General features: G+C 65.1%; 18 protein-coding genes and 1 pseudogene. 9 read left to right on the top strand and 10 right to left on the bottom strand.

Features of this window, described 5'->3' with window-relative positions:
* The first annotated feature begins 70 nt into the window (after positions 1-70).
* Together fghA and FQU96_RS22950 are read left to right on the top strand one after the other, a co-directional pair.
* Positions 71-922, top strand: coding sequence for an S-formylglutathione hydrolase (gene fghA, locus FQU96_RS22955; RefSeq protein ID WP_146543672.1), 852 nt, complete (start codon positions 71-73; stop codon positions 920-922).
* 60 nt (positions 923-982) lie between these two features.
* Positions 983-1162 (top strand): annotated as a pseudogene (locus tag FQU96_RS22950) (DUF3987 domain-containing protein); the annotation flags it as partial.
* 226 nt (positions 1163-1388) lie between these two features.
* Here FQU96_RS22950 and FQU96_RS22945 read toward each other — a convergent pair.
* From FQU96_RS22945 to pqqA, 5 genes are all read right to left on the bottom strand, one after another.
* Positions 1389-1829, bottom strand: a complete 441-nt coding sequence (locus FQU96_RS22945; protein WP_146543671.1) for a GFA family protein — start codon at positions 1827-1829, stop codon at positions 1389-1391.
* A 351-nt stretch (positions 1830-2180) separates the two neighbouring features.
* Positions 2181-2936, bottom strand: coding sequence for a substrate-binding domain-containing protein (locus tag FQU96_RS22935; RefSeq protein WP_146543669.1), 756 nt, complete (start codon positions 2934-2936; stop codon positions 2181-2183).
* Between the two features lie 305 nt (positions 2937-3241).
* The gene (locus FQU96_RS22930) at positions 3242-3736 is read right to left on the bottom strand and encodes a c-type cytochrome, methanol metabolism-related (protein ID WP_146543668.1); all 495 of its coding nucleotides are present in this window, start codon (positions 3734-3736) and stop codon (positions 3242-3244) included.
* 80 nt (positions 3737-3816) lie between these two features.
* A complete protein-coding gene (xoxF5, locus tag FQU96_RS22925) occupies positions 3817-5550 on the bottom strand; it encodes a lanthanide-dependent methanol dehydrogenase XoxF5 (RefSeq protein ID WP_370461385.1) in 1734 nt (577 codons plus the stop codon).
* A 283-nt stretch (positions 5551-5833) separates the two neighbouring features.
* On the bottom strand, positions 5834-5914 hold the full coding sequence (gene pqqA / locus FQU96_RS22920; RefSeq protein ID WP_146543685.1) for a pyrroloquinoline quinone precursor peptide PqqA: 81 nt from the start codon (positions 5912-5914) through the stop codon (positions 5834-5836).
* Positions 5915-6166: 252 nt separating this feature from the next.
* Here pqqA and FQU96_RS22915 point away from each other — a divergent pair, with 252 nt between their 5' ends.
* From FQU96_RS22915 to FQU96_RS22905, 3 genes are all read left to right on the top strand, one after another.
* Positions 6167-6511, top strand: a complete 345-nt coding sequence (locus tag FQU96_RS22915) for a hypothetical protein (protein WP_146543667.1) — start codon at positions 6167-6169, stop codon at positions 6509-6511.
* A 97-nt stretch (positions 6512-6608) separates the two neighbouring features.
* Positions 6609-7574 carry a YVTN family beta-propeller repeat protein gene (locus FQU96_RS22910; protein ID WP_146543666.1) on the top strand — a complete coding sequence of 322 codons (966 nt, stop codon included), beginning with the start codon at positions 6609-6611 and terminating at the stop codon, positions 7572-7574.
* A 338-nt stretch (positions 7575-7912) separates the two neighbouring features.
* Positions 7913-8401 (top strand): hypothetical protein, encoded by a 489-nt coding sequence (locus FQU96_RS22905; RefSeq protein ID WP_146543665.1) that lies wholly within the window; start codon positions 7913-7915, stop codon positions 8399-8401.
* Between the two features lie 176 nt (positions 8402-8577).
* On the opposite strand, the gene FQU96_RS22900 is transcribed toward FQU96_RS22905, so the two are convergent.
* The 3 genes from FQU96_RS22900 to FQU96_RS22890 form a co-directional block, all read right to left on the bottom strand.
* Positions 8578-8955 (bottom strand): rhodanese-like domain-containing protein, encoded by a 378-nt coding sequence (locus tag FQU96_RS22900; protein ID WP_146543664.1) that lies wholly within the window; start codon positions 8953-8955, stop codon positions 8578-8580.
* A 177-nt stretch (positions 8956-9132) separates the two neighbouring features.
* A complete protein-coding gene (locus FQU96_RS22895) occupies positions 9133-10443 on the bottom strand; it encodes an NAD(P)/FAD-dependent oxidoreductase (RefSeq protein WP_146543663.1) in 1311 nt (436 codons plus the stop codon).
* Positions 10444-10560: 117 nt separating this feature from the next.
* Positions 10561-11691 (bottom strand): LLM class flavin-dependent oxidoreductase, encoded by a 1131-nt coding sequence (locus FQU96_RS22890; protein WP_178130661.1) that lies wholly within the window; start codon positions 11689-11691, stop codon positions 10561-10563.
* Positions 11692-12039: 348 nt separating this feature from the next.
* Between FQU96_RS22890 and FQU96_RS22885 the strand changes: the two genes are divergently transcribed.
* From FQU96_RS22885 to FQU96_RS22870, 4 genes are all read left to right on the top strand, one after another.
* Entirely contained in the window at positions 12040-13044 is a 1005-nt protein-coding gene (locus FQU96_RS22885) for a ketopantoate reductase family protein (RefSeq protein ID WP_146543661.1), read from the top strand.
* Between the two features lie 82 nt (positions 13045-13126).
* Positions 13127-14092: a tripartite tricarboxylate transporter substrate binding protein gene (locus tag FQU96_RS22880; RefSeq protein ID WP_146543660.1), complete on the top strand. Its 966-nt coding sequence runs from the start codon at positions 13127-13129 to the stop codon at positions 14090-14092.
* Between the two features lie 212 nt (positions 14093-14304).
* The gene (gndA, locus tag FQU96_RS22875; protein WP_146543659.1) at positions 14305-15732 is read left to right on the top strand and encodes an NADP-dependent phosphogluconate dehydrogenase; all 1428 of its coding nucleotides are present in this window, start codon (positions 14305-14307) and stop codon (positions 15730-15732) included.
* 2 nt (positions 15733-15734) lie between these two features.
* Positions 15735-16265 (top strand): gluconokinase, encoded by a 531-nt coding sequence (locus FQU96_RS22870; RefSeq protein WP_146543658.1) that lies wholly within the window; start codon positions 15735-15737, stop codon positions 16263-16265.
* A 73-nt stretch (positions 16266-16338) separates the two neighbouring features.
* Here FQU96_RS22870 and FQU96_RS22865 read toward each other — a convergent pair whose 3' ends face one another.
* The gene (locus FQU96_RS22865) at positions 16339-17082 is read right to left on the bottom strand and encodes an enoyl-CoA hydratase/isomerase family protein (RefSeq protein ID WP_146543657.1); all 744 of its coding nucleotides are present in this window, start codon (positions 17080-17082) and stop codon (positions 16339-16341) included.
* 36 nt (positions 17083-17118) lie between these two features.
* A complete protein-coding gene (locus FQU96_RS22860) occupies positions 17119-18084 on the bottom strand; it encodes a tripartite tricarboxylate transporter substrate binding protein (protein ID WP_146543656.1) in 966 nt (321 codons plus the stop codon).
* Positions 18085-18129 lie beyond the last annotated feature (45 nt).

The following is an 18129-nucleotide window of genomic DNA, read 5'->3' as shown; positions in this document are numbered from 1 at the left end:
TGGAGCGCATCAGCGAGGGCTTCGACCTGATGCACCGCGGCGAATCCATCCGCAGCGTCGTGGTGTACTGATGACCGATCTCGCTTTGCGCAGTCGCCACCGGTGTCACGGTGGCGAGGTCAGGTTCTATGCGCACCCGTCGGTGGAGATCGGCGGCGAGATGCGCTTCGCCGTGTTCGTGCCGGCGCAGGCGGCGCAACAGGCGGTTCCGGTGCTGTTCTATCTCGCCGGCCTGACCTGCAACGAGGAAACCTTCACGACCAAGGCTGCCGCCCTGGGGCCGGCAGCCGAGCTGGGCGTGATGCTGGTGGCGCCGGATACCAGCCCGCGCGACCAGCGATATCCGGGCGACGACGAGAGCTGGGATTTCGGCCTGGGCGCCGGTTTTTACCTCGACGCCACCGTCATGCCCTGGCGGCAGAGCTACCGCATGCATGCCTATGTGACGCGGGAGCTGCCGGAACTCATCGCCAGGCATCTGCCGGGCCGCCGCGATCGGTTGGGAATCTTCGGCCACTCGATGGGCGGACACGGTGCGCTGGTCGCCGCGCTGCGCAATGCCGGCCTCTATCGCTCGGTGTCGGCCTTCGCGCCGATCGCGGCTCCGTCGCGCTGTCCGTGGGGTGAGAAGGCGTTCAGTCGCTATCTCGGGTCTGATCGGACCGCCTGGCGGGCGTGGGATGCAACGGCTTTGTTGGAAGGCGGCGCCCGTTGTCCGCCGTTGCTGATCGACCAGGGCCAGGCCGATCAGTTCCTCGAGCAGCAGCTGCACCCGCATCTGTTCGAGGCCGCCTGCCGCGCGACAGGGCAGCCACTCATGCTGCGCCGCCACGACGGGTACGACCACGGCTACTACTTCATCTCGACCCTCATGGCCGACCACATCCGCCACCATGCCTCGGTCCTGAATGCCAACGACTGAGCGTGCCGGAAATCCTGCGCCGCACCTGCGGCCGCCAGGAGAGTCAGAAGGGAGGCGGTCGAGGCCGCCATGAGCGACGGCGGCGAGCTTGCCACCGTCCGTGCGTTCGCCAACAAGGCCGGCGAGCATGTCGTACGGGTCGCGGGCGTGCGGACCATCTACGCCGACGCCGATGCGGTAGAAATCGCTGCCGTCGCCGGCGCCATCGACCTTGTGCAGCACTACATGGGTGAAGCCATGCGCCTGCGCGGCATGGCGGGCGAGGGCGCGCACGTGCTCGGTTTCATCAAGGGCATCGGCCGATCCGCCACGACGGGCAGGCTGGATCGTCGCCCGAGGGAGCGATGGTTTCCAGTGTCATGTAGCGGGCGCGCTGGACGGCCCCTTCATCTTCTGCTCGAGGCCGCAGCAGCGACGGGTAGTGAGCGAAGTAGGTTCGCCACCCGCCGCAACACAACACGGTGCTTCACGAGCCCGCGGGCCACGCGAAGTCTGGTCGCAGCCCTGCATACACCGGTCGACCGTCGGACGGCCTAGGGTACCCTTTTGATTCGTCCCAGAAGGCATGGTACGTCGCCTTTGGAAACTTGTCAGTGTCGTACCCCATGACGTTCGGCACGGCAACGCGGATGCGACGTTGCTTGTCGTCCAGCATCAGCACTGAATTGCATTCGGTGCAAAGGCAGATCTCCAACGGACCGCCTGGATTATCGGCGTTGAACGGTACACGCTTGATCTTCTCAGCGTGGTCGACCTTCAGGTCGCCGTAGTTGAAGAAGGCCACGTGCGTGGTGTGTTGCTTGGTCACAGATTTGCAGACATTGCAGTGGCATTCGTGGTTATCGATGGGTTCGGCGGCGGAGGTGACGTGCACATGCGAACACCCGCCGGAGTATTTTGCGGTCATGGCTTGGCACTCCCTTGGTCTGGGGACCATCGGCACACTAGCACTTCCCGTCGCTGACGCCTACGTCCTCAAACTCATCCTTTGGAATGATGACGAGTGCGTTGAGGTTCTGTCCAACGTGCGTAAGGCAGCGACAGGTCGCGCCTCATGGCTTTAATTGCTGAGCACGTTGTGCCTGGCCACGTCGGTTCGACAGGAGCACGCCGGTGGCTGCTTCATCTTTGTTCCAGCGTTGCAAAGCCCTCGTCCGGCTCAGGTACTTCGACGCAAAGCGTCGAAGTACCGAAACGCGCAACCTTCTCCCTTCGGGCGCGCTTCGCGCCCCGGATCTTCGCGGGGAGAAGGCATCAGCTACTGCAGCGGGTTGTCCCGCTCATCGAGGAGAGGCACACCGTATTCCTTCAGGATTCCCGTGATGGCGTCCTGGTTGTCGCGTATGAGCTGGTTGACGGTGTTCTTCCACTCCGTCTCGCCCGGTCGCACGCCCATGCTGATGTAGAAGGCCATGCGGACTGCCTTGGGTTCCTTCACCAAGGGCACGATCTTCAGCGCATCGCCGTGCTGGCGGGCGAAGTAGCCGGCGATCGGCCCCCACAGCAGGGCGGCATCGATCTGCTTGGCCGCCAGATCGTCGATCATCTGTTTGCCGGGATTGTCGGCGCGTGTGTCGACGAACAGCTGATAGGGCCGCGCATGGGTCATGAGGCCGGCGCTGGCGACGAGATCGGCAGGCGGCGTCCCGGCGGTGACGCCGATGCGCAGCTCGGCGAGCTTGGGATCGCCGATCGTATTGACGCTGAGGTCATCGGCACGACGCGTGACGATGACGTAGCTCGACCGATAATAGGGGTTGGTGTTCAGAACCAAGTCGGCACCTGTCACGATGCCGACCACCAGATCACACCGGCGAGCCCGCAGCGTGTTGCGCAGGAAACCGACCGAATTCGGATACCAGGTATAGTGCAGCGGCACGCTGAGCTTCTTGGCGAACAGCGCGGCGATCCGATTCTCGAATCCCTCGTCCTTGTCGTTTGAAAAGGGCAACCCGCTGGGATCGGCGCATATGCGCAGCGCCGAACGGTCGGGTTCGCTCGGTGTTTGTGCCATCGCAAGGGATGGCGCGCCCAGGGTCAGGACGCCCGCGATCACTATCGATTGGATACTGCGAAAAACCAAGGTCCCTCGCTATTCTTGGAGCTTGTGACTTATCCTTTCCCCGGAGGAAGGCGGCGCGTAGCGCCAGAAGGGAATGTTGCGACCCAATTCGATGCCAGCTTGATGAGGTGGCATTCGTTTGACCATCCCCGTCCGCCCTTTTGGGCACCTTCCCCTCCGGGGGAAGGAAAAGTTGACCGCTCGGGATATCACCGAGGCCGGTCGATGCACGCGTGTCACCGTCAGTGCAGAACGGGTCAGCGTGCCGAGCCCATGCAGGTCTCTTCCGCCTTGGCGGCTTCCTCCGACTTCTTCTCGTACTTCGCCGGCCGGCCGCGCCCGATGGCACCGTCGGAACGCGCTTTGAGGTAGGCGTAGATGTCGTTGATGTAGCACATGACGTTGAAGTCGGTGCCCAGCGCCGGCATCTTCTTCTCGCCGTCCTGTTTGCCGTTCACAACGACTTCCATGAATTTTTCCTGCGGCAGCGTCTTCAGGGAATCCGCCAGCGCCGGCCCGAAGCTGCTGCCCAGGCCATCCGGTCCGTGGCAGGTGTGGCAGCTGGCATGATAGCGCCGATAGCCGTTGAATGTCGGCCAGTCGACCGTGCCGTCACTGGCGATGCGATAGGGCTTCTCGTCGTCGGCAGCCGGCTGCCCCGATGTCTGGGCATCGAGAATGGAGGGAGCAGCTATCGCAATCAGACATCCGAAGAGCGCGGCCAGACAGCGTAAACGATTGGCGCGGTGCATCCTGACCCTCGTGGATGACTGGCGGATAGGCTTTGACAAAAGCGGGGAGGCGACGGCCTCCCCGCATGCGTCGCTCGAGATCACTGCGGCAGCGCAAAGACCGTCAGCGTCCCGCCAAGCTGGGTATAGTTCGACAGTGCCTTGTAGGCGCCCACGGCGCCGAGGCCTTCGGTTTCACCCGTCAGGCCGGCGGCCATGCCGATGCCGGCCCAACCGCCGATACCGGACAGGATGGCGATGTATTGCCTGCCGCCATGGGTATAGGTGTTGACGTTGCCGATGATGCCCGACGGAGTCTTGAACTTGTACAGCTCCTTGCCGGTCTCGGCGTCGACGGCCTTGAGATAGCCCTCGAGCGTGCCGTAGAAGACCACGCCGCCGGCCGTCGCCAATGCACCGCTCCATACCGAGAACGGCTCGGGAAGCGACCACTTGATCTTGCCGGTCGTGGCATCCCAGGCGATGAAGTTGCCGAGGTTGTCCTTGCCCTTGGGCGGGAACATGCTCAGCGTCGCGCCGACATAGGGCTGGCCTGCCGTATAGGCGACCTTGAACGGCTCGTAGTCCATGCAGACCTGGTTGGTCGGCACGTAGAACAGCCCGGTCTTGGGCGAGAAGGCGGCCGGCTGCTGGTCCTTGCTGCCCAGCGCTGCCGGGCAGATGCCCTGGGTGTTCTTGTCCTCGCCGCCGGCCCGGGTCGAATACTCTTTCACCCGTTCCGGCAGGCCGGTCTTGAGGTCGATCTTCGTTGCCCAGTTGACGACGGGATCGAACTTCTCGGCGACCAGGAGCTCGCCGGTGGCCCGGTCGAGTGTGTAGCCGAAGCCGTTGCGATCGAAGTGCACCAGCATCTTGCGGTCCTGGCCGCCGATCTTCTGGTTGACCAGGATCATCTCGTTGACGCCGTCATAGTCCCACTCGTCGTGCGGCGTCATCTGATAGACCCACTTCGCCATGCCGCTATCGGCATCGCGCGCGAAGATCGTCATCGACCACTTGTTGTCGCCCGGCCGCTGCATCGGGTTCCAGGTGCTGGGGTTCCCGGTCCCGTAGTAGACGAGGTTGAGTTCCGGATCGTAGGAGATCCAGCCCCAGGTCGTGCCGCCGCCGATCTTCCACTGATCGCCCTGCCAGGTGCCGATGCCCGAGTCCTTGCCCACGGGCTTGCCCATCGACGTGGTCTTGACCGGATCCATCAGGGTGTCGGAGTCGGGGCCCATCGACCAGCCGACCCATGCGGGCTTGCCGGTCTTGATGTCATATGCGGTCACCTTGCCGCGCACGCCGAACTCGCCGCCGCTGTTGCCGATCAGGACCTTGTCCTTCACGACCAGCGGCGCCGACGTGCCGGTTTCACCCTTGGATGGATCGCCATCCTTGACCGACCACTCGACCTTGCCGGTCTTGGCATCCAGCGCCACCAAAGTCGTGTCGGCCTGGTGCAGGAAGATCTTGCCCTCGCCATAGGCCACGCCACGATTGACGGTATCGCAGCACATGACGGGAATGACGTTGGGGTCCTGCTTGGGCTCGTACTTCCAGACGATGCGCCCGTTCGCCTTCAGGTCCAGGGCGAAAACCGTATTGGGGAATGGCGCATGGACGTACATCATGTCGCCGATCACCAGCGGCCCACCTTCGTGGCCCCGCAGAACACCGGTCGAGAACGTCCACGCCACCTGGAGATTCTTGACGTTGGTCTTGTTGATCTGCTCGAGCGCGCTGTAGCGCGTGTTGGCATAGTCGCCCGCCGGCATGACCCACTGGTTCGGGTCTTTCGACAGTTTCGCCAGATCGTCGTTGGCGGAAACCATGGCTGGATAGCCAGCGAACATGGCGGCAAGTGCGAGTGCTGAGACGGAAACGCACGGCTGTTTCGGCATTGCTTCCTCCCGTTGGATCGCAGTCAGGCGGTTGCACCTCTTTCCACGGCGGTGGTTGGTGCCGACGGTACGCGCATGGTGCCGGCGTCGGCGCGAGACATACGTCAAACCCCGGCGGAGCATCTCTCGCCGGCGGCCGTTTGAACCACCGAAGCATCGTTTCGCACCGGCTCATCGCATAGCGACACGCGCAGCCGACACGGCAGAGAATCGATCACATCTGTGCGCAAGCGTAGGCGTTGATTTCGAGGCCTACGGTGATCTCTTCGATTCTCGGCTTTTTCCATGTCTTCATCGACGTCTCCTCAGGCCCGGGTTGCTCCAAGCACGTATTGATCACGGTCTTTCCCGTATGCCGGTCAGCCGTCATCTGCGCGCATGATGCGCTTTATGCCCATCGGCCTAAATTCTACTTTGGGCCTATATCCCCCCGACTCGTCACACGAACAGAAGCGACTGGTCGCTCTGATCTTGTCCGCGATTGACGCCGCAAGACGCGTCTGGTCTGCTGCTGCCACGGAGCGTTGTCCGACAAGGCGGTGATGACATGATCGTGCATCGTTTCGCGCCCCTCCTTGCCGCTCTGATGCTGGCTATTCCAGCGAGCAGCGCGCGCTCGAACGACTATCCGACGCCCGTCATCGTCGACTACGTGATCGGCTGCATGGCCAGCAACGGGCAGACGGTGGAGATGCTGCAACGCTGTTCATGCAGCATCGACGCGATCGGCTCGATCATTCCCTATGGCGCCTATGAGCAGGCGGAAACCGTCATGCGCATGCAGCAGGCGCCGGGCGATCAGGCTGCGATCTTTCGCAACGCCAAGGTGCTGAAGGACAAGGTTGACACGCTTCGGCTTGCCCAGGTCGAAGCCGATTTCCGCTGCTTCTGATCTCAGCCTTGAACCTTAGTCGCATTTTCGACGCACGCGGTGCCGGCTATCGAGTGGGGGTGTCGACGCAGTCTGTCGTCTGATCGAAGAGGCGGGCATGACCATGATCGTCAGAAGCGTGATTGTCGCGGCGCTGTGTCTTCTCGGCACGGTCGCGCTGGCATCCACGGCCTACATCTCCAATGAGAAAAGCAACACGATCAGCGTCGTCGACCTTGAGCGGCTGGAGGTGACGCAGACCATTCGAGTCGGGGCCCGGCCGCGCGGCATCACGCTCAGCAAGGACAAGAAGCTGCTTTACATCTGCACCAGCGACGCGGGGCACATCGAGGTGCTGGATCTGGCCAGCCTCAAGGTGATTCGCACCTTGCCCAGCGGACCGGATCCCGAGCTGTTCATTCTGTCGCCGGACGGCCGCCGCCTCTACATCGCCAATGAAGACAACAACATGGTGACGGTTCTCGACGTCGAACGCGGCGCCATCGAGAGCCAGATTCCGGTTGGCGTCGAACCCGAGGGCATGGGGTTGAGCCCGGACGGCCAGTGGCTGGTCAACACGTCTGAAACCACCAGCATGGCGCATTTCATCGATACCGGTACGCTCAAGGTGGTCAGCAGCGTCCTGGTCGACAACAGGCCGCGGTTTGCCGAGTTCACGCCGGACGGCAAACAGGTCTGGGTGTCGGCGGAAGTCGGCGGCACGGTCAGCGTCATCGACGCGCAGACGCGCAAAGTTACGCACAAGATCAGCTTCGAGATCCCTGGCGTTCGCAAGGAAGCGATACAGCCGGTCGGCGTTCGCATCACGGCTGACGGCAAGACGGCCTTCGTCGCGCTGGGGCCGGCCAACCGCGTCGCCGTCATCGATACCGCCACCTACAAGGTCGAACGCTATCTGCTGGTCGGACAGCGCGTGTGGCAGCTGGACTTCACGCCTGACCAGAAGCGGCTGGTGTCGACCAACGGTGCATCCAACGACATCTCGGTGATCGATGTCGAGAAGCGCAAGGTCATCAAGTCGATCACGGTCGGCGAACTGCCGTGGGGCGTTGCCATACGGTGATCGATGAGGGGAGGGGGGATATGGCTCGTGTCACCCTGAGCGGCCGTGATTTTCTTTACCTTCCCCCGCTTGCGGGGGAAGGTGCCAGAAGGGCGGATGGGGGCTCTTGCGGCAGCCTTGGTGTTTTGCGGCGAGCACCATTTCCGTTGAAGTGCCCCCCATCCGGCGCTGCGCGCCACCTTCCCCCGCAAGCGGGGGAAGGTAAAGGGACTCGGCTCGCTCTTGCCTTCCTGATCTTTTGTGTCGTCGCCTCACCCTGGCACGGTGCGCTTGCCCAGACGAAAGCAGCGGACTGGCCGTGTATCCAGGTCCTGCAACCGGAGCTGTCGGTTGGCGCCATGTGGAGCGGGCCCGACCCGGCGCAGGCCAGCGCGACATGGCGCGATACGCCGGCGGTGGCGGAGTTGGTGCGCCGGGTGGCACCGCGCCGCGTGTCGGTCGAGGAGGCCAGCGGTGAAATCCACCGCTTTCTCGTCGCGGCGCCGGGTGATCGCAACGCCGTCGCCACTCAGATCTTCGCCGGCCTGTTCGAAAGCCTCGGCGCCGAACGCAGCGCGATCATGCGCGGCATTCGTCGGTACGGCACACGCCAGGCGGCGCTGACCGAGCGGATCGAAAAGGCGCGCCATGACCGCGACGCGTTGGACCGGGACTCGACCGATCCCAAGGTGCGCGAGCGGCGCGTCGAGCTGGAAGCGCAGATGACCTGGGACACGCGCATCTTCGAGGACCGCGAGCGGCTCCTGCCGGTGATCTGCGAGCAGCCGGTCCTGATCGAACGGCGCCTCTTTGCGCTCTCACGCGCGCTGGCCGAGGAGCTCAATTGAATTGATCCCTCCCCCAACGCAGTTGGGGGAGGTGGCCGAAGGCCGGAGGGGGACCCGACGTGGTGTTTCTTGTCGAGAGACCACGTCTGCTCCCCTCCGCCCACCGACGTTTCGACGCGTTGCGTCGAAACGTCGTATCGGGGCACCTCCCCACTGCGTGAGGAGGAAAAAGGTCCCTACTTCTCCACGTCGCCGCCGGCGTCGGCCCAGTCCTTGAAGCCGCCGAGGTTGTAGACCTCTTTGTAACCCAGGTCCTGCAGCATCTTGCCGGCCAGGGCCGAGCGGCCACCCGATGCGCAGTACACGATCACCGGCTTGTCCTTGACGAGCGTCTTGTCGTGCGAGGGCAGTTCGGGATCGGCGCGGAACTCCAGCATGCCGCGCGAGATGTGCAGCGCGCCCTTGACCTTGCCGCTCGCCTGCACTTCCGGCGCGTCACGCACATCGATCACCAGGACATTGCCTTTGGCGATCATGTCGCGGGCCTGGTCCGGCGTGATCTTCGGCACGGCGGCATTGGCCGCCGCCAGCATTTCCTTCACGGAAGTCGGCATGTTCTTCTCCTTTCGACGGGGATGTGTCGTCGTTCGCAGACGGGCAACCGGCTCCAGCCGAGGAAGCACAACACACCTTCACCCCGCGGCATGGTGCAGCCGTCCGCCGGGCACAGCAAGATGCCTGAGCCGGCCTGTCGGTCGCCACTCCCATATGGTAGTAGCGCCGCGGCGATTTCAGTGCAGCTTCACGGGCGGCAGGGTCGTGCGGCGCAGGCGGTCGGCCAGGAACAGGGCCGTCGCGCGCAGCCAGCCATGCAGCGTCACCCTGTGCATGTGGTAGAGCGAGACATAAAGCAGCTTGGCGAGCGCACCCCGAAGGGGAACCACCGACTGATTGCGGCGCGTGGGGATCTCGCCGGCCGCCTGATCCGCGCCCAGCGATACCAGCGTGCCACGCGGACGAAAGCGAAACGGTGCGACCGATTTACCCGCCATCCGCCGCGTGAGCGCCCGCGCCAGATAGGCGGCTTGCTGGTGCGCGACCTGCGCCGTCGGCGGCAGCAGTCCGGCGCCACCGTCGGCCGCCGCGGCCGCGCAGTCACCGATGGCGAAAATATTCGCGACGCCAATACATGCGAGATGAGAGTCGACGACGATCCGCCTGCCCTTTGACACCGTCAGGCCTGCGAGAGCGTCGACGACGTCGTGGCCGATGACGCCCGAGGCCCAGACCTTGATCGCGCAGGGCACGGTCTCGCCGTTGGTCAGATGGAAGGCGTCGCGCGTGACCCGCTCGACGCCCTGGCCCAGCAGCACCTTGACGCCCAGCCGTTGCAGCGCGGCCAGCGCGTGCTCGGAGGTCTGGGGATCGACGGCCGGCAGGACGCGGTCGGCCCGGTCGATCAGGGTGATATCGAGCCGGCCGGCAGCGCCCAGCCCGCCATAGCGCTCCATCGCATGCACCGCATGGTGAAGTTCCGCCGCCAGCTCCACGCCGGTCGCGCCGGCTCCCACGATTCCGATCCGAAGACGGTCGAGTCGATCCATGGTGACCTGCACGGCCGCCTCGAGGAAGCTGCGCTGCAGATGCTGCGCCTGAGCCGGACTGTCGAGCATATGGCAGTGCTCGAGGACGCCTGGGATTCCGAAATCATTCACCCGGCTGCCCAATGCAAGGACCAGGGTGTCGTACGCGATATCGCGCGCTTCCAGGACCTGTTCGTCGCTTTCCGTGCTCCTGATGGCGCCGACACGGATCACCCGGCGCACGGTGTCCAACCCGATCAGTTCGCCCAGGCTGAACGCATAATCGTGGGCGTGCCCGTGGGCGAGGTAGCTTGTCTCGTCGTCGCCGGAACCGATCAATCCGACCGCGACCTCGTGCAAGCGCGGCTTCCACAGATGGGCAGGGTTCCGGTCGACAAGCACGACGTCAGCCTTGTGCCGGCCAAGACGACGGCCGAGGCGCGTTGCCAACTCGACACCGCCAGCGCCGCCACCAACGATGACGATACGAGGTCCATTGCCTGGCGCCGTTGCCGTCATGCCCGTATCCGAGATTGTCCTGGCAGCGATCTTACATGGATCCTAATTCATGATTCATGCCGGAGCCTCGAAAAGCCGCGATCTTGCGTTGCGGTGCTCGTTGTTCTGCTGGCGTGGTCAGCCGGCGAATCGCGGCATCACCTTGGTGGCCATCAAATCGAGCGAGGTCATGATCTGGTCGCGGTCGTGGATGCCCTGCGGGATCAGCAGCACGACCTCCTCGACCGGGATCTGTTTGTGTACCTCATCTAGCCGCCGCGAGATCGTGTCGGGCGATCCCACCAGCAGCTCGGGAACACCATTGCCGAATGGAATCGACCACTGGTTCCAAAACCACATCATGTCCTGCAGCCATGCCCGCGCCTGGGCATCGGTCGGGGCGCAGATGAAAATGCCGCCCCAGCCGGCTTCGTGCCCGCGCTTGACCATGCGGCCGTGCTTGGCGGCCTCGGTCTGGTAGGCATCGCACAGCTTCACGAAGAACGGGATGTTGTCGGTCAGCACCAGCGGCTTGCCGCCGTAGCGTGCCCAGAAGGTGGCCGTGCGCATGGAGTTGGCGAACCCGCCGTAGAGCGGCGGATGCGGCGTCTGCAATGGCCGCGGCGCGATGCCGATCTGGTTGATCTTCATATCGGGCGTCACGCCCCGGCCGTAGTTCACATAGACCGGATGCGGGTGGGGGTTGGTGAAATCGCGGGGCGGGAAATTCCAGTACTTGCCGGCATGGCTGAACGTGTCGTTGGACAGCGCCTTGACCACGATATCGACGAACTCGGCGAAATACTCGCGGTTGGCGCTGTCGGCGGGTGAGTCCTTGTTCCACGGGCCGACGGCATTGAGATCGTCGCGGATCTTGAAGTTCTCGACCCAGCGCGCCTGGTAACCGCGTACCAGGCCGACGCCGAAGCGGCCGCCCAGCATGTTGTCCATGGTGGCGATGTCCTCGGCCACGCGCAGTGGATTGTGCGTGGTCGACACGAAGCCGCAGGTGATCACGCGCAGCTTCTGGGTATGCTTGCCCAGCCACATGCCCATCAGGCGCGGGTCGTTGGAGATCTCGAAGCCTTCGATCTGAAGATGATGCTCGGGATGGCCGAAGCCGAAATAGCCGGCGTCGTCGGCGAAGCGGGCATAGGCGGCAATTTCGTCCAGCATGCGCTGATAGAGCTCGGGCCGCCGGCCGGCCATGCCGGCCTCGAGCTCGGCCTTGCGGCCCACCGTGCAGTACATGAACAGGCTGAACTTCATCGTCTTCCTCCCGCAACCGGCACGACCGTAGCCTCGATCCGGGGCTGGGTGTAGCGTCCCGGCACATGGCGGCCTTCCGACCAACACAGGGGAGCACCGCTCTGTCATTCCTCGCTGCGCTCGGGATGACAGGACCGGGAATGTTTAATTTTGTTCCGCTTGCAGCTGGATCAGGCGGTTCCCAGATGGCGTTCACCATCGATCGGTATCAACATCGCCAGGGATTTTCTGTCGCTTTCTGTCGCTTTTCTGTCACTGCAACAGAACCCGCTAAGGATCTGCAGCCAAGACCAAAAGGATTTTCTGTCATATCTGTCGCGTCCGTCCAATGAGGGGCAAGGGGTGTCCATGGATCCAGCGAAAATCTGTGTCGTCGGGGCCGGTGCGATCGGCGGCGTGGTGGCGGCCAGGCTGGCGCAGGCCGGTGGCACGGTCAGCGTGCTGGCGCGCGGGCCGCATCTGGCGCGCATCGTGGCGGACGGCCTGACCCTGATCGAGGGCGATCAGCGATCGGCCCTGCGCGTCGCGGCGGCCGACGATGCAGGCGCGCTGGGCCGCCAGGACATTGTGATCGTGGCGCTCAAGGCACCGGGGCTGATCACCGCCGCGCCGTCGTTGGCGCCCCTGGTCGGGCCCGACACCGTCGTCGTGCCAATGATGAATGGCGTGCCGTGGTGGTTCTTCAGCAGCTTCGGCGGCAGCCTTGCCGGCACGACGCTGCAGGCCGCGGACCCCGGCGGCGTGATCGCACGGGTTCTGCCGCCGGCACAGGTCGTGGGCGCGGTGGTGCACCTGTCGTCGACCGTCGCGGCGCCCGGCGTGATCCGACGCGGGCGCGGCAACCTGTTGCTGGTGGGCGAGCCGTCGGGCGCCGAGACGCCGCGCCTGCAGCGCATCGTTGGGTTGCTGAGCGGTGCCGGCTTCGAGGTGCAGCCGACGTCAGGGATTCAGCGCGAGGTGTGGTTGAAGCTGTGGGGCAACATGAACATGAATCCCATCAGCGCGTTGACCGGCTCGACGGCTGACCTGATCATGGACGATCCGCTGACGGCGGATCTGGTGCGCCGCATGATGGAAGAAGCGGCGGTGGTCGGTCAGGCCTTGGGCATTGCGATGACGATGACGATCGACCAGCGCTTCGCCGTCACCCGTGAACTGGGGGCGTTCAAGACCTCGATGTTGCAGGATCTCGAGGCCGGTCGCGGCCTGGAGATCGATGCCATTCTCGCCGCGCCGATCGAGATCGGCGACCGGCTGGGCATCGCCATGCCGTACTCCAAGGCCGTGCTCGGCCTGGTCCGCCAGCGGGCCCGCAACGCCGGCCTCTATGCCTATGACATCGCGGGGCTGTGAGCCTGGTTCTTGCGGCAAGCGGTTTACATCGATGGAGTCGTCAATAGAGTTGACAGCATAACGATGGGGGTTGGGAGGGATCATGAAACGTAGAACACTTCTGGCATCTGCCGGTGCCGCTGTCATGGCGGCACCGGCGGTGCGCGCTCAGGCGTGGCCGAACAAGCCGATCACGCTTTATGTGCCGTTCGCAGCCGGCGGTCCGGCTGACATGTTCGGCCGCATCCTGGCCCGCGGCCTGTCGGTGCAGCTGGGGCAGCAGGTGGTGGTCGAGAACAAGACCGGCCTGGGCGGCGTCACCGGCGTCGATGCCATCGCCAAGGCGGCGCCGGATGGCTACGCCATCGGTATGAACAGCGCCGGCCCATCCTCGATTGCGCCGTTCATCCTGCCCAAGATGCCCTTCGAGGATAAGGACCTGTTTCTGCTGACGCCGATCGTCCTGGTGCAGGAGATCATCGCGGCATCGTCGCGCCTGCCGGTGAAGACGATCCAGGACCTGATCGCACACGCCAAGGCCAATCCGGGCAAGGTGAACTACGGCTCGTCAGGCACCGGCAGCATCACCCATCTGGCCGGCGAGCTGTTCAAGACCGCGGCCGGCATCGACATCGTGCACGTGCCCTATCGCGGCGCGGCGCCGGCGATACAGGACCTCCTGGCGGGACAGGTCCAGATGACCGTGCTCGATGTCTCGCCGCTGTTGCCGCATATCCGCGCCGGCAACCTGCGGGCCCTGGCCGTCACCAGCAAGACTCGCTCGGCCTTGCTGCCCGACGTGCCGACAACGACGGAAGTCGGCCTGCCGACGGTGCAATCGGACAATTGGTACGGGCTGGCGGCACCAGCTGGTGTCCCCCGGGATATCCTGACCCGGATCCATGCGGCGGCCGTGGCGGTGCTCAAGACCAAGGAAGCCGCCGACCCGATCCTGGAGCAGGGCGGCGTGATCCGGCCGATGACGCCGGCCGAGTACGCGGATTTCGTGCGGCTGGAGCGCGAAAAGTGGGCCCCTGTGGTGAAGGCCAGCGGCGCCAAGATGGATTAGAATTTCCCTCCCCCACCAAAGGTGGGGGAGGTGGCCGTTTCGGTGCTTCGACGCTTTGCGTCGAAGCACCTGAGCCGGAGGGGGACCCGACGGAGTCTCAATAGCAGGGACCACGTCAGGTCCCCTCCGCCCCTTCGGGGCACCTCCCCACTTCGTGGGGAGGACGAAGGCAGAAGGACGGATGACATGGCGTCAACGGGCGTGGGTGTGACATGACGGCGATCGGATTGATGGGACTGGGCGTCATGGGCGCCAATCTGGCGCGCAACATGGCCGATCACGGCGTGCGTCTGGCGCTCTACGATCCTGCGGCCGGTGTCGCCGATCGTCTGGCAGCCGATCTCGGTGACAAGGGCACGGCATGCGCCACGCCGGCGGCACTGGTGGCGGCGCTGCCGGCACCGCGTACGATCTTCCTGCTGGTGCCGGCCGGCGCGCCGACCGATGCTGCGATCGAATCGCTGCGCCCGCATCTGGCTGCGGGCGATGTGGTCATCGACGGCGGCAATGCCTTCTATCGTGATACGGCACGTCGCCAGGCGCGTTGTGCCGAGGCCGGCGTCCACTTCCTGGGATTCGGCGTGTCAGGCGGCGCCGAGGGCGCCCGGCACGGCCCGGCGATCATGGCCGGCGGCGATGGCGATGCGCTGGCTCGGTTGGCGCCGGTCTTCACCGCCATCGCGGCCAAGGCGCCGGATGGTACGCCGTGTTTCGCCCGCGTCGGCAACGGCGCTGCCGGGCACTTCGTGAAGACGGTGCACAACGGCATCGAATATGCCCACATGCAGTTGATCGCCGAGGCCTGGCATCTGCTGCGGCGTCTGCTGGACGTGCCGCATGAGGAGATCCGCGATCTGTTCGCGCGCTGGACGCGCGGTGCGCTGTCGTCGTTCCTGATGGAATGTGCCGTACGCGCGCTCGATACGCTCGACAAGGACGGCACGCCGCTGATCGAGCACATCGTCGATACTGCCGAGCAGAAGGGCACCGGCCAGTGGACCGCCAACGCCGCACTGGAATACGGCGTCGCCGCGCCGACGCTGGCCGAGGCGGTCCATGCGCGTTGCCTCTCGGCATTGCGCGAGATGCGCCAGACCGCGGTCGCGTCGCTGGGATCGCCGACCATGGACTTCAGCGGTGATCGGCGTGCCTTGATCGCGGCGCTGGAGCGAGCCCTGCTGTCGGCCAACATCGCGGTGCTGGCGCAGGGGTTCGCACTGATCCGCGCCGCCGATGCCGAGCATGGCTGGGGCGTGTCGCCGGCGACAGTGGCGCGCATCTGGCGCGGTGGCTGCATCATCCGCTCGACCCTGCTGGAGCCGATCGCCGAGGCGTACACGGCGACGCCGGATATCGAGAACCTGCTGCTCGATCGCACGCTATGGCGCCGCGTCGCGGCCGGCGATGCGGAGTGGCGGCAGGTGGTGGTGACGGCGGTTGCGCACGGTGTGCCGGTGCCGGCGTTTTCGTCGGCGCTCAGCTATGTCGACGGCCTGCGTACCGGACGGCTGTGGGCCGACATGATCGCCGCCCAGCGCGACATCTTCGGCCAGCACGGCTTTGCCCGCTTCGATGCGCCCGGCCGGCATCATGCCGATTGGGCGCCGCTTGATCTGTCGTCGCCGGCCGCCGGGTCCTAGACATGCTGGTCGTGGTCGCGATGGGGGTGTCGGGCTGCGGCAAAAGCACGATTGGCTCGAAGCTCGCGGCTGCGCTCGACGGCGATTATGCCGAGGGCGATGCCTTCCATCCGCCGGCCAATGTCGCGAAGATGAAAAGCGGCCAGCCGCTGGACGATACCGATCGCCAGCCGTGGCTGGAGGCGATGGCGGCGGCGATCGGGCGCTGGTCGCGACAGGCGCGGCCGACAGTGCTCGCCTGCTCGGCGTTGAAGCGTGCGTATCGCGACATCCTGCGCACCGGCTCGCCCGAGCTGCGCTTCGTGTACCTGGCGGGCGACAAGACACTGATTGCCGCCCGCCTGGCAGCCCGCACCGATCACTTCATGCCGGCCGCACTGCTCGACAGCCAGTTCGCCGCGCTCGAGCCGCCGGGGTCGGACGAAGCCATCACCGTGTCGATCGATCAGCCGCCCGACGCCATCGTCGCCGAGGCGGTGGCGAAACTGGCTTGCTTTGGACCGCGCGCGTCCACGCGCGCATCGGCGCGTTAGCGCCCGACGATCATTCGCGCTTCGCTTCGCTGCGAGCGAGTGCGGGCGTGGACGCCCGCGGTCCGAAACGCACCTACCGTCCCTTGAACTTGGGCGGACGCTTTTCCTTGAAAGCGCGGGCGCCTTCCTGGCCGTCTTCGCTCTCCCGCACCATCTGCAGATCGACCATGGCGCGTGCCATCAGCTCCGAAGGACCCTTGGGCAGCACCTGCTGGGTGACGAAGCGCTTGATGGTCTTCAGCACCAGCGGCGCGAAGCCGGCGAGCTCATGACCCCAGGCCACCGCTTCCTCGACATGTTTGCCGGCGGGCACGATCTTGTTGACCATGCCGACCTCGTAGGCGCGTTGCGCCTCCATCGGCCGGCACATCATGATGATCTCCATGGCGATCTTGTGCGGGATGCGCGCCGGCAGGCCGGAGATGATACCGCCCGTGAAGCCGAGCTTGGCCTCCGGATAGGAGAACCGCGTCGTCTCGCTGGCGATGGCGAGATCGGCCATCATGACGATGACCATGGCACCGCCCACGCACCAGCCCGAGGTGGCGGCGATCACCGGCTTCTCGGTCTGGATGCCCAAGGTCGGCACGCAGCGCCATAGTTCGGGCAGATCGGTGACGTCGGCGCCGACGGAGAAGGCCTTTTCGCCGGCGCCGGTGATCACCGCGACGCGTTGGCTGTCGTCGGCATCGAAGGCGGCAAATTGCGCCTGCAAATCGAGCGCGACCTGTCGGCTGATGGCGTTGCCCTTCTCCGGTCGGTTGATCGTGAAGATCGAGACCGGACCATCCTTCGTCACGGTGACCACGTCTGCCATATCGCTGAACTCCTCACTCTTCACCTGGAAGTGCCCCTACTGCGCCTTGATGTTGCCTCTGCGGATGATGTCGCCGTAGGTCTTTGTCTCGGCCGTGATCGTGGCGCGAAACGCGGCCGCGTCGAGCCAAGTCGGGCGCAGTCCGGCGTTGTCGAGTTTGGTCTGGGTGTCGGGCTCGGCGATCGCCTGGGCCATGACCTTGGCCATGCGGTCGATGGCCGCCTGCGGCGTGCCGGCCGGCGCCACGATGCCGAACCAGCTCTGCGCGCCGCTTTTTTCGTAGCCCTGCTCCTTCGTTGTGGCCAAGTCGGGCAGCTGCGGCCAGCGCGTGTCGCCCAGCATGGCGAGCGCGCGCAGGGTTCCGGCCTTGATATGCGGCAGGACCGTCGAGTCGAATTGCACCTGCACCTGGTTGGCGAGCAGGCCCTGGGTTGCCGGTGCGCTGCCCTTGTAGGGCACGTGTACCATGTCGATGCCGGCTTCCAGCTTCAGCATCTCGCCGATCAGGTGCGTGATGGTGGCCTGGCCCGCCGAGCCGAAATTGATCTTGCCGGGATTGGCCTTCGCATAGGCGACGAACTCGCCCATCGTCTTGGTGGGCAGCGAGGGATGGACGGCCATGGCGCCCCACGACGTGGCCATACGCCCGACCGTCACGAAATCCTTCTCGGGGTCGAACGGGATCGGCTGCAGATGGTGCGTGATGCACACCATCGCCGTCGTCACCATCAGGAACGTATAGCCGTCAGGCGCTGCCGATTTCGCGGCTTCGGCGCCGATCATGCCGCCGGCGCCGCCCTTGTTCTCGATCACGATCGGTTGGCGCAGCAGGGCGGCGACACGCTCCATCACGATGCGCGTGCTGGAGTCGCTGGGGCCACCGGGAGGGTAGGGCACGATCACACGCACCGATCGGGCCGGCCAGTCGCTCTGGGCTGTCGCCAGTGCCGGCGCGATCAGCGTCATCGTGGCGAACAGCGCTGCGATCGCTCGTCTGTTCATGCCATCCTCCCGTTGTGTTGCCGGGACTATGGCACCCGCGCTGTG

The organism is Reyranella sp. CPCC 100927 (genome assembly GCF_007859315.1).
In the GTDB taxonomy this organism is placed as follows: domain Bacteria; phylum Pseudomonadota; class Alphaproteobacteria; order Reyranellales; family Reyranellaceae; genus Vineibacter.
Note: the sequence above shows the minus strand (reverse complement) of the source record. Positions and strands in the feature narration are given on the sequence as shown.

What these genes read in the sequence shown, in the direction of transcription:
- fghA (WP_146543672.1), top strand. Translation starts at nt 71, where the DNA reads ATGACCGATCTCGCTTTGCGCAGTCGCCACCGGTGTCACGGTGGCGAG.
- FQU96_RS22945 (WP_146543671.1), bottom strand. Translation starts at nt 1,829, where the DNA reads ATGACCGCAAAATACTCCGGCGGGTGTTCGCATGTGCACGTCACCTCC.
- FQU96_RS22935 (WP_146543669.1), bottom strand. Translation starts at nt 2,936, where the DNA reads ATGGCACAAACACCGAGCGAACCCGACCGTTCGGCGCTGCGCATATGC.
- FQU96_RS22930 (WP_146543668.1), bottom strand. Translation starts at nt 3,736, where the DNA reads ATGCACCGCGCCAATCGTTTACGCTGTCTGGCCGCGCTCTTCGGATGT.
- xoxF5 (WP_370461385.1), bottom strand. Translation starts at nt 5,550, where the DNA reads ATGGTTTCCGCCAACGACGATCTGGCGAAACTGTCGAAAGACCCGAAC.
- pqqA (WP_146543685.1), bottom strand. Translation starts at nt 5,914, where the DNA reads ATGAAGACATGGAAAAAGCCGAGAATCGAAGAGATCACCGTAGGCCTC.
- FQU96_RS22915 (WP_146543667.1), top strand. Translation starts at nt 6,167, where the DNA reads ATGATCGTGCATCGTTTCGCGCCCCTCCTTGCCGCTCTGATGCTGGCT.
- FQU96_RS22910 (WP_146543666.1), top strand. Translation starts at nt 6,609, where the DNA reads ATGACCATGATCGTCAGAAGCGTGATTGTCGCGGCGCTGTGTCTTCTC.
- FQU96_RS22905 (WP_146543665.1), top strand. Translation starts at nt 7,913, where the DNA reads ATGTGGAGCGGGCCCGACCCGGCGCAGGCCAGCGCGACATGGCGCGAT.
- FQU96_RS22900 (WP_146543664.1), bottom strand. Translation starts at nt 8,955, where the DNA reads ATGCCGACTTCCGTGAAGGAAATGCTGGCGGCGGCCAATGCCGCCGTG.
- FQU96_RS22895 (WP_146543663.1), bottom strand. Translation starts at nt 10,443, where the DNA reads ATGACGGCAACGGCGCCAGGCAATGGACCTCGTATCGTCATCGTTGGT.
- FQU96_RS22890 (WP_178130661.1), bottom strand. Translation starts at nt 11,691, where the DNA reads ATGAAGTTCAGCCTGTTCATGTACTGCACGGTGGGCCGCAAGGCCGAG.
- FQU96_RS22885 (WP_146543661.1), top strand. Translation starts at nt 12,040, where the DNA reads ATGGATCCAGCGAAAATCTGTGTCGTCGGGGCCGGTGCGATCGGCGGC.
- FQU96_RS22880 (WP_146543660.1), top strand. Translation starts at nt 13,127, where the DNA reads ATGAAACGTAGAACACTTCTGGCATCTGCCGGTGCCGCTGTCATGGCG.
- gndA (WP_146543659.1), top strand. Translation starts at nt 14,305, where the DNA reads ATGACGGCGATCGGATTGATGGGACTGGGCGTCATGGGCGCCAATCTG.
- FQU96_RS22870 (WP_146543658.1), top strand. Translation starts at nt 15,735, where the DNA reads ATGCTGGTCGTGGTCGCGATGGGGGTGTCGGGCTGCGGCAAAAGCACG.
- FQU96_RS22865 (WP_146543657.1), bottom strand. Translation starts at nt 17,082, where the DNA reads ATGGCAGACGTGGTCACCGTGACGAAGGATGGTCCGGTCTCGATCTTC.
- FQU96_RS22860 (WP_146543656.1), bottom strand. Translation starts at nt 18,084, where the DNA reads ATGAACAGACGAGCGATCGCAGCGCTGTTCGCCACGATGACGCTGATC.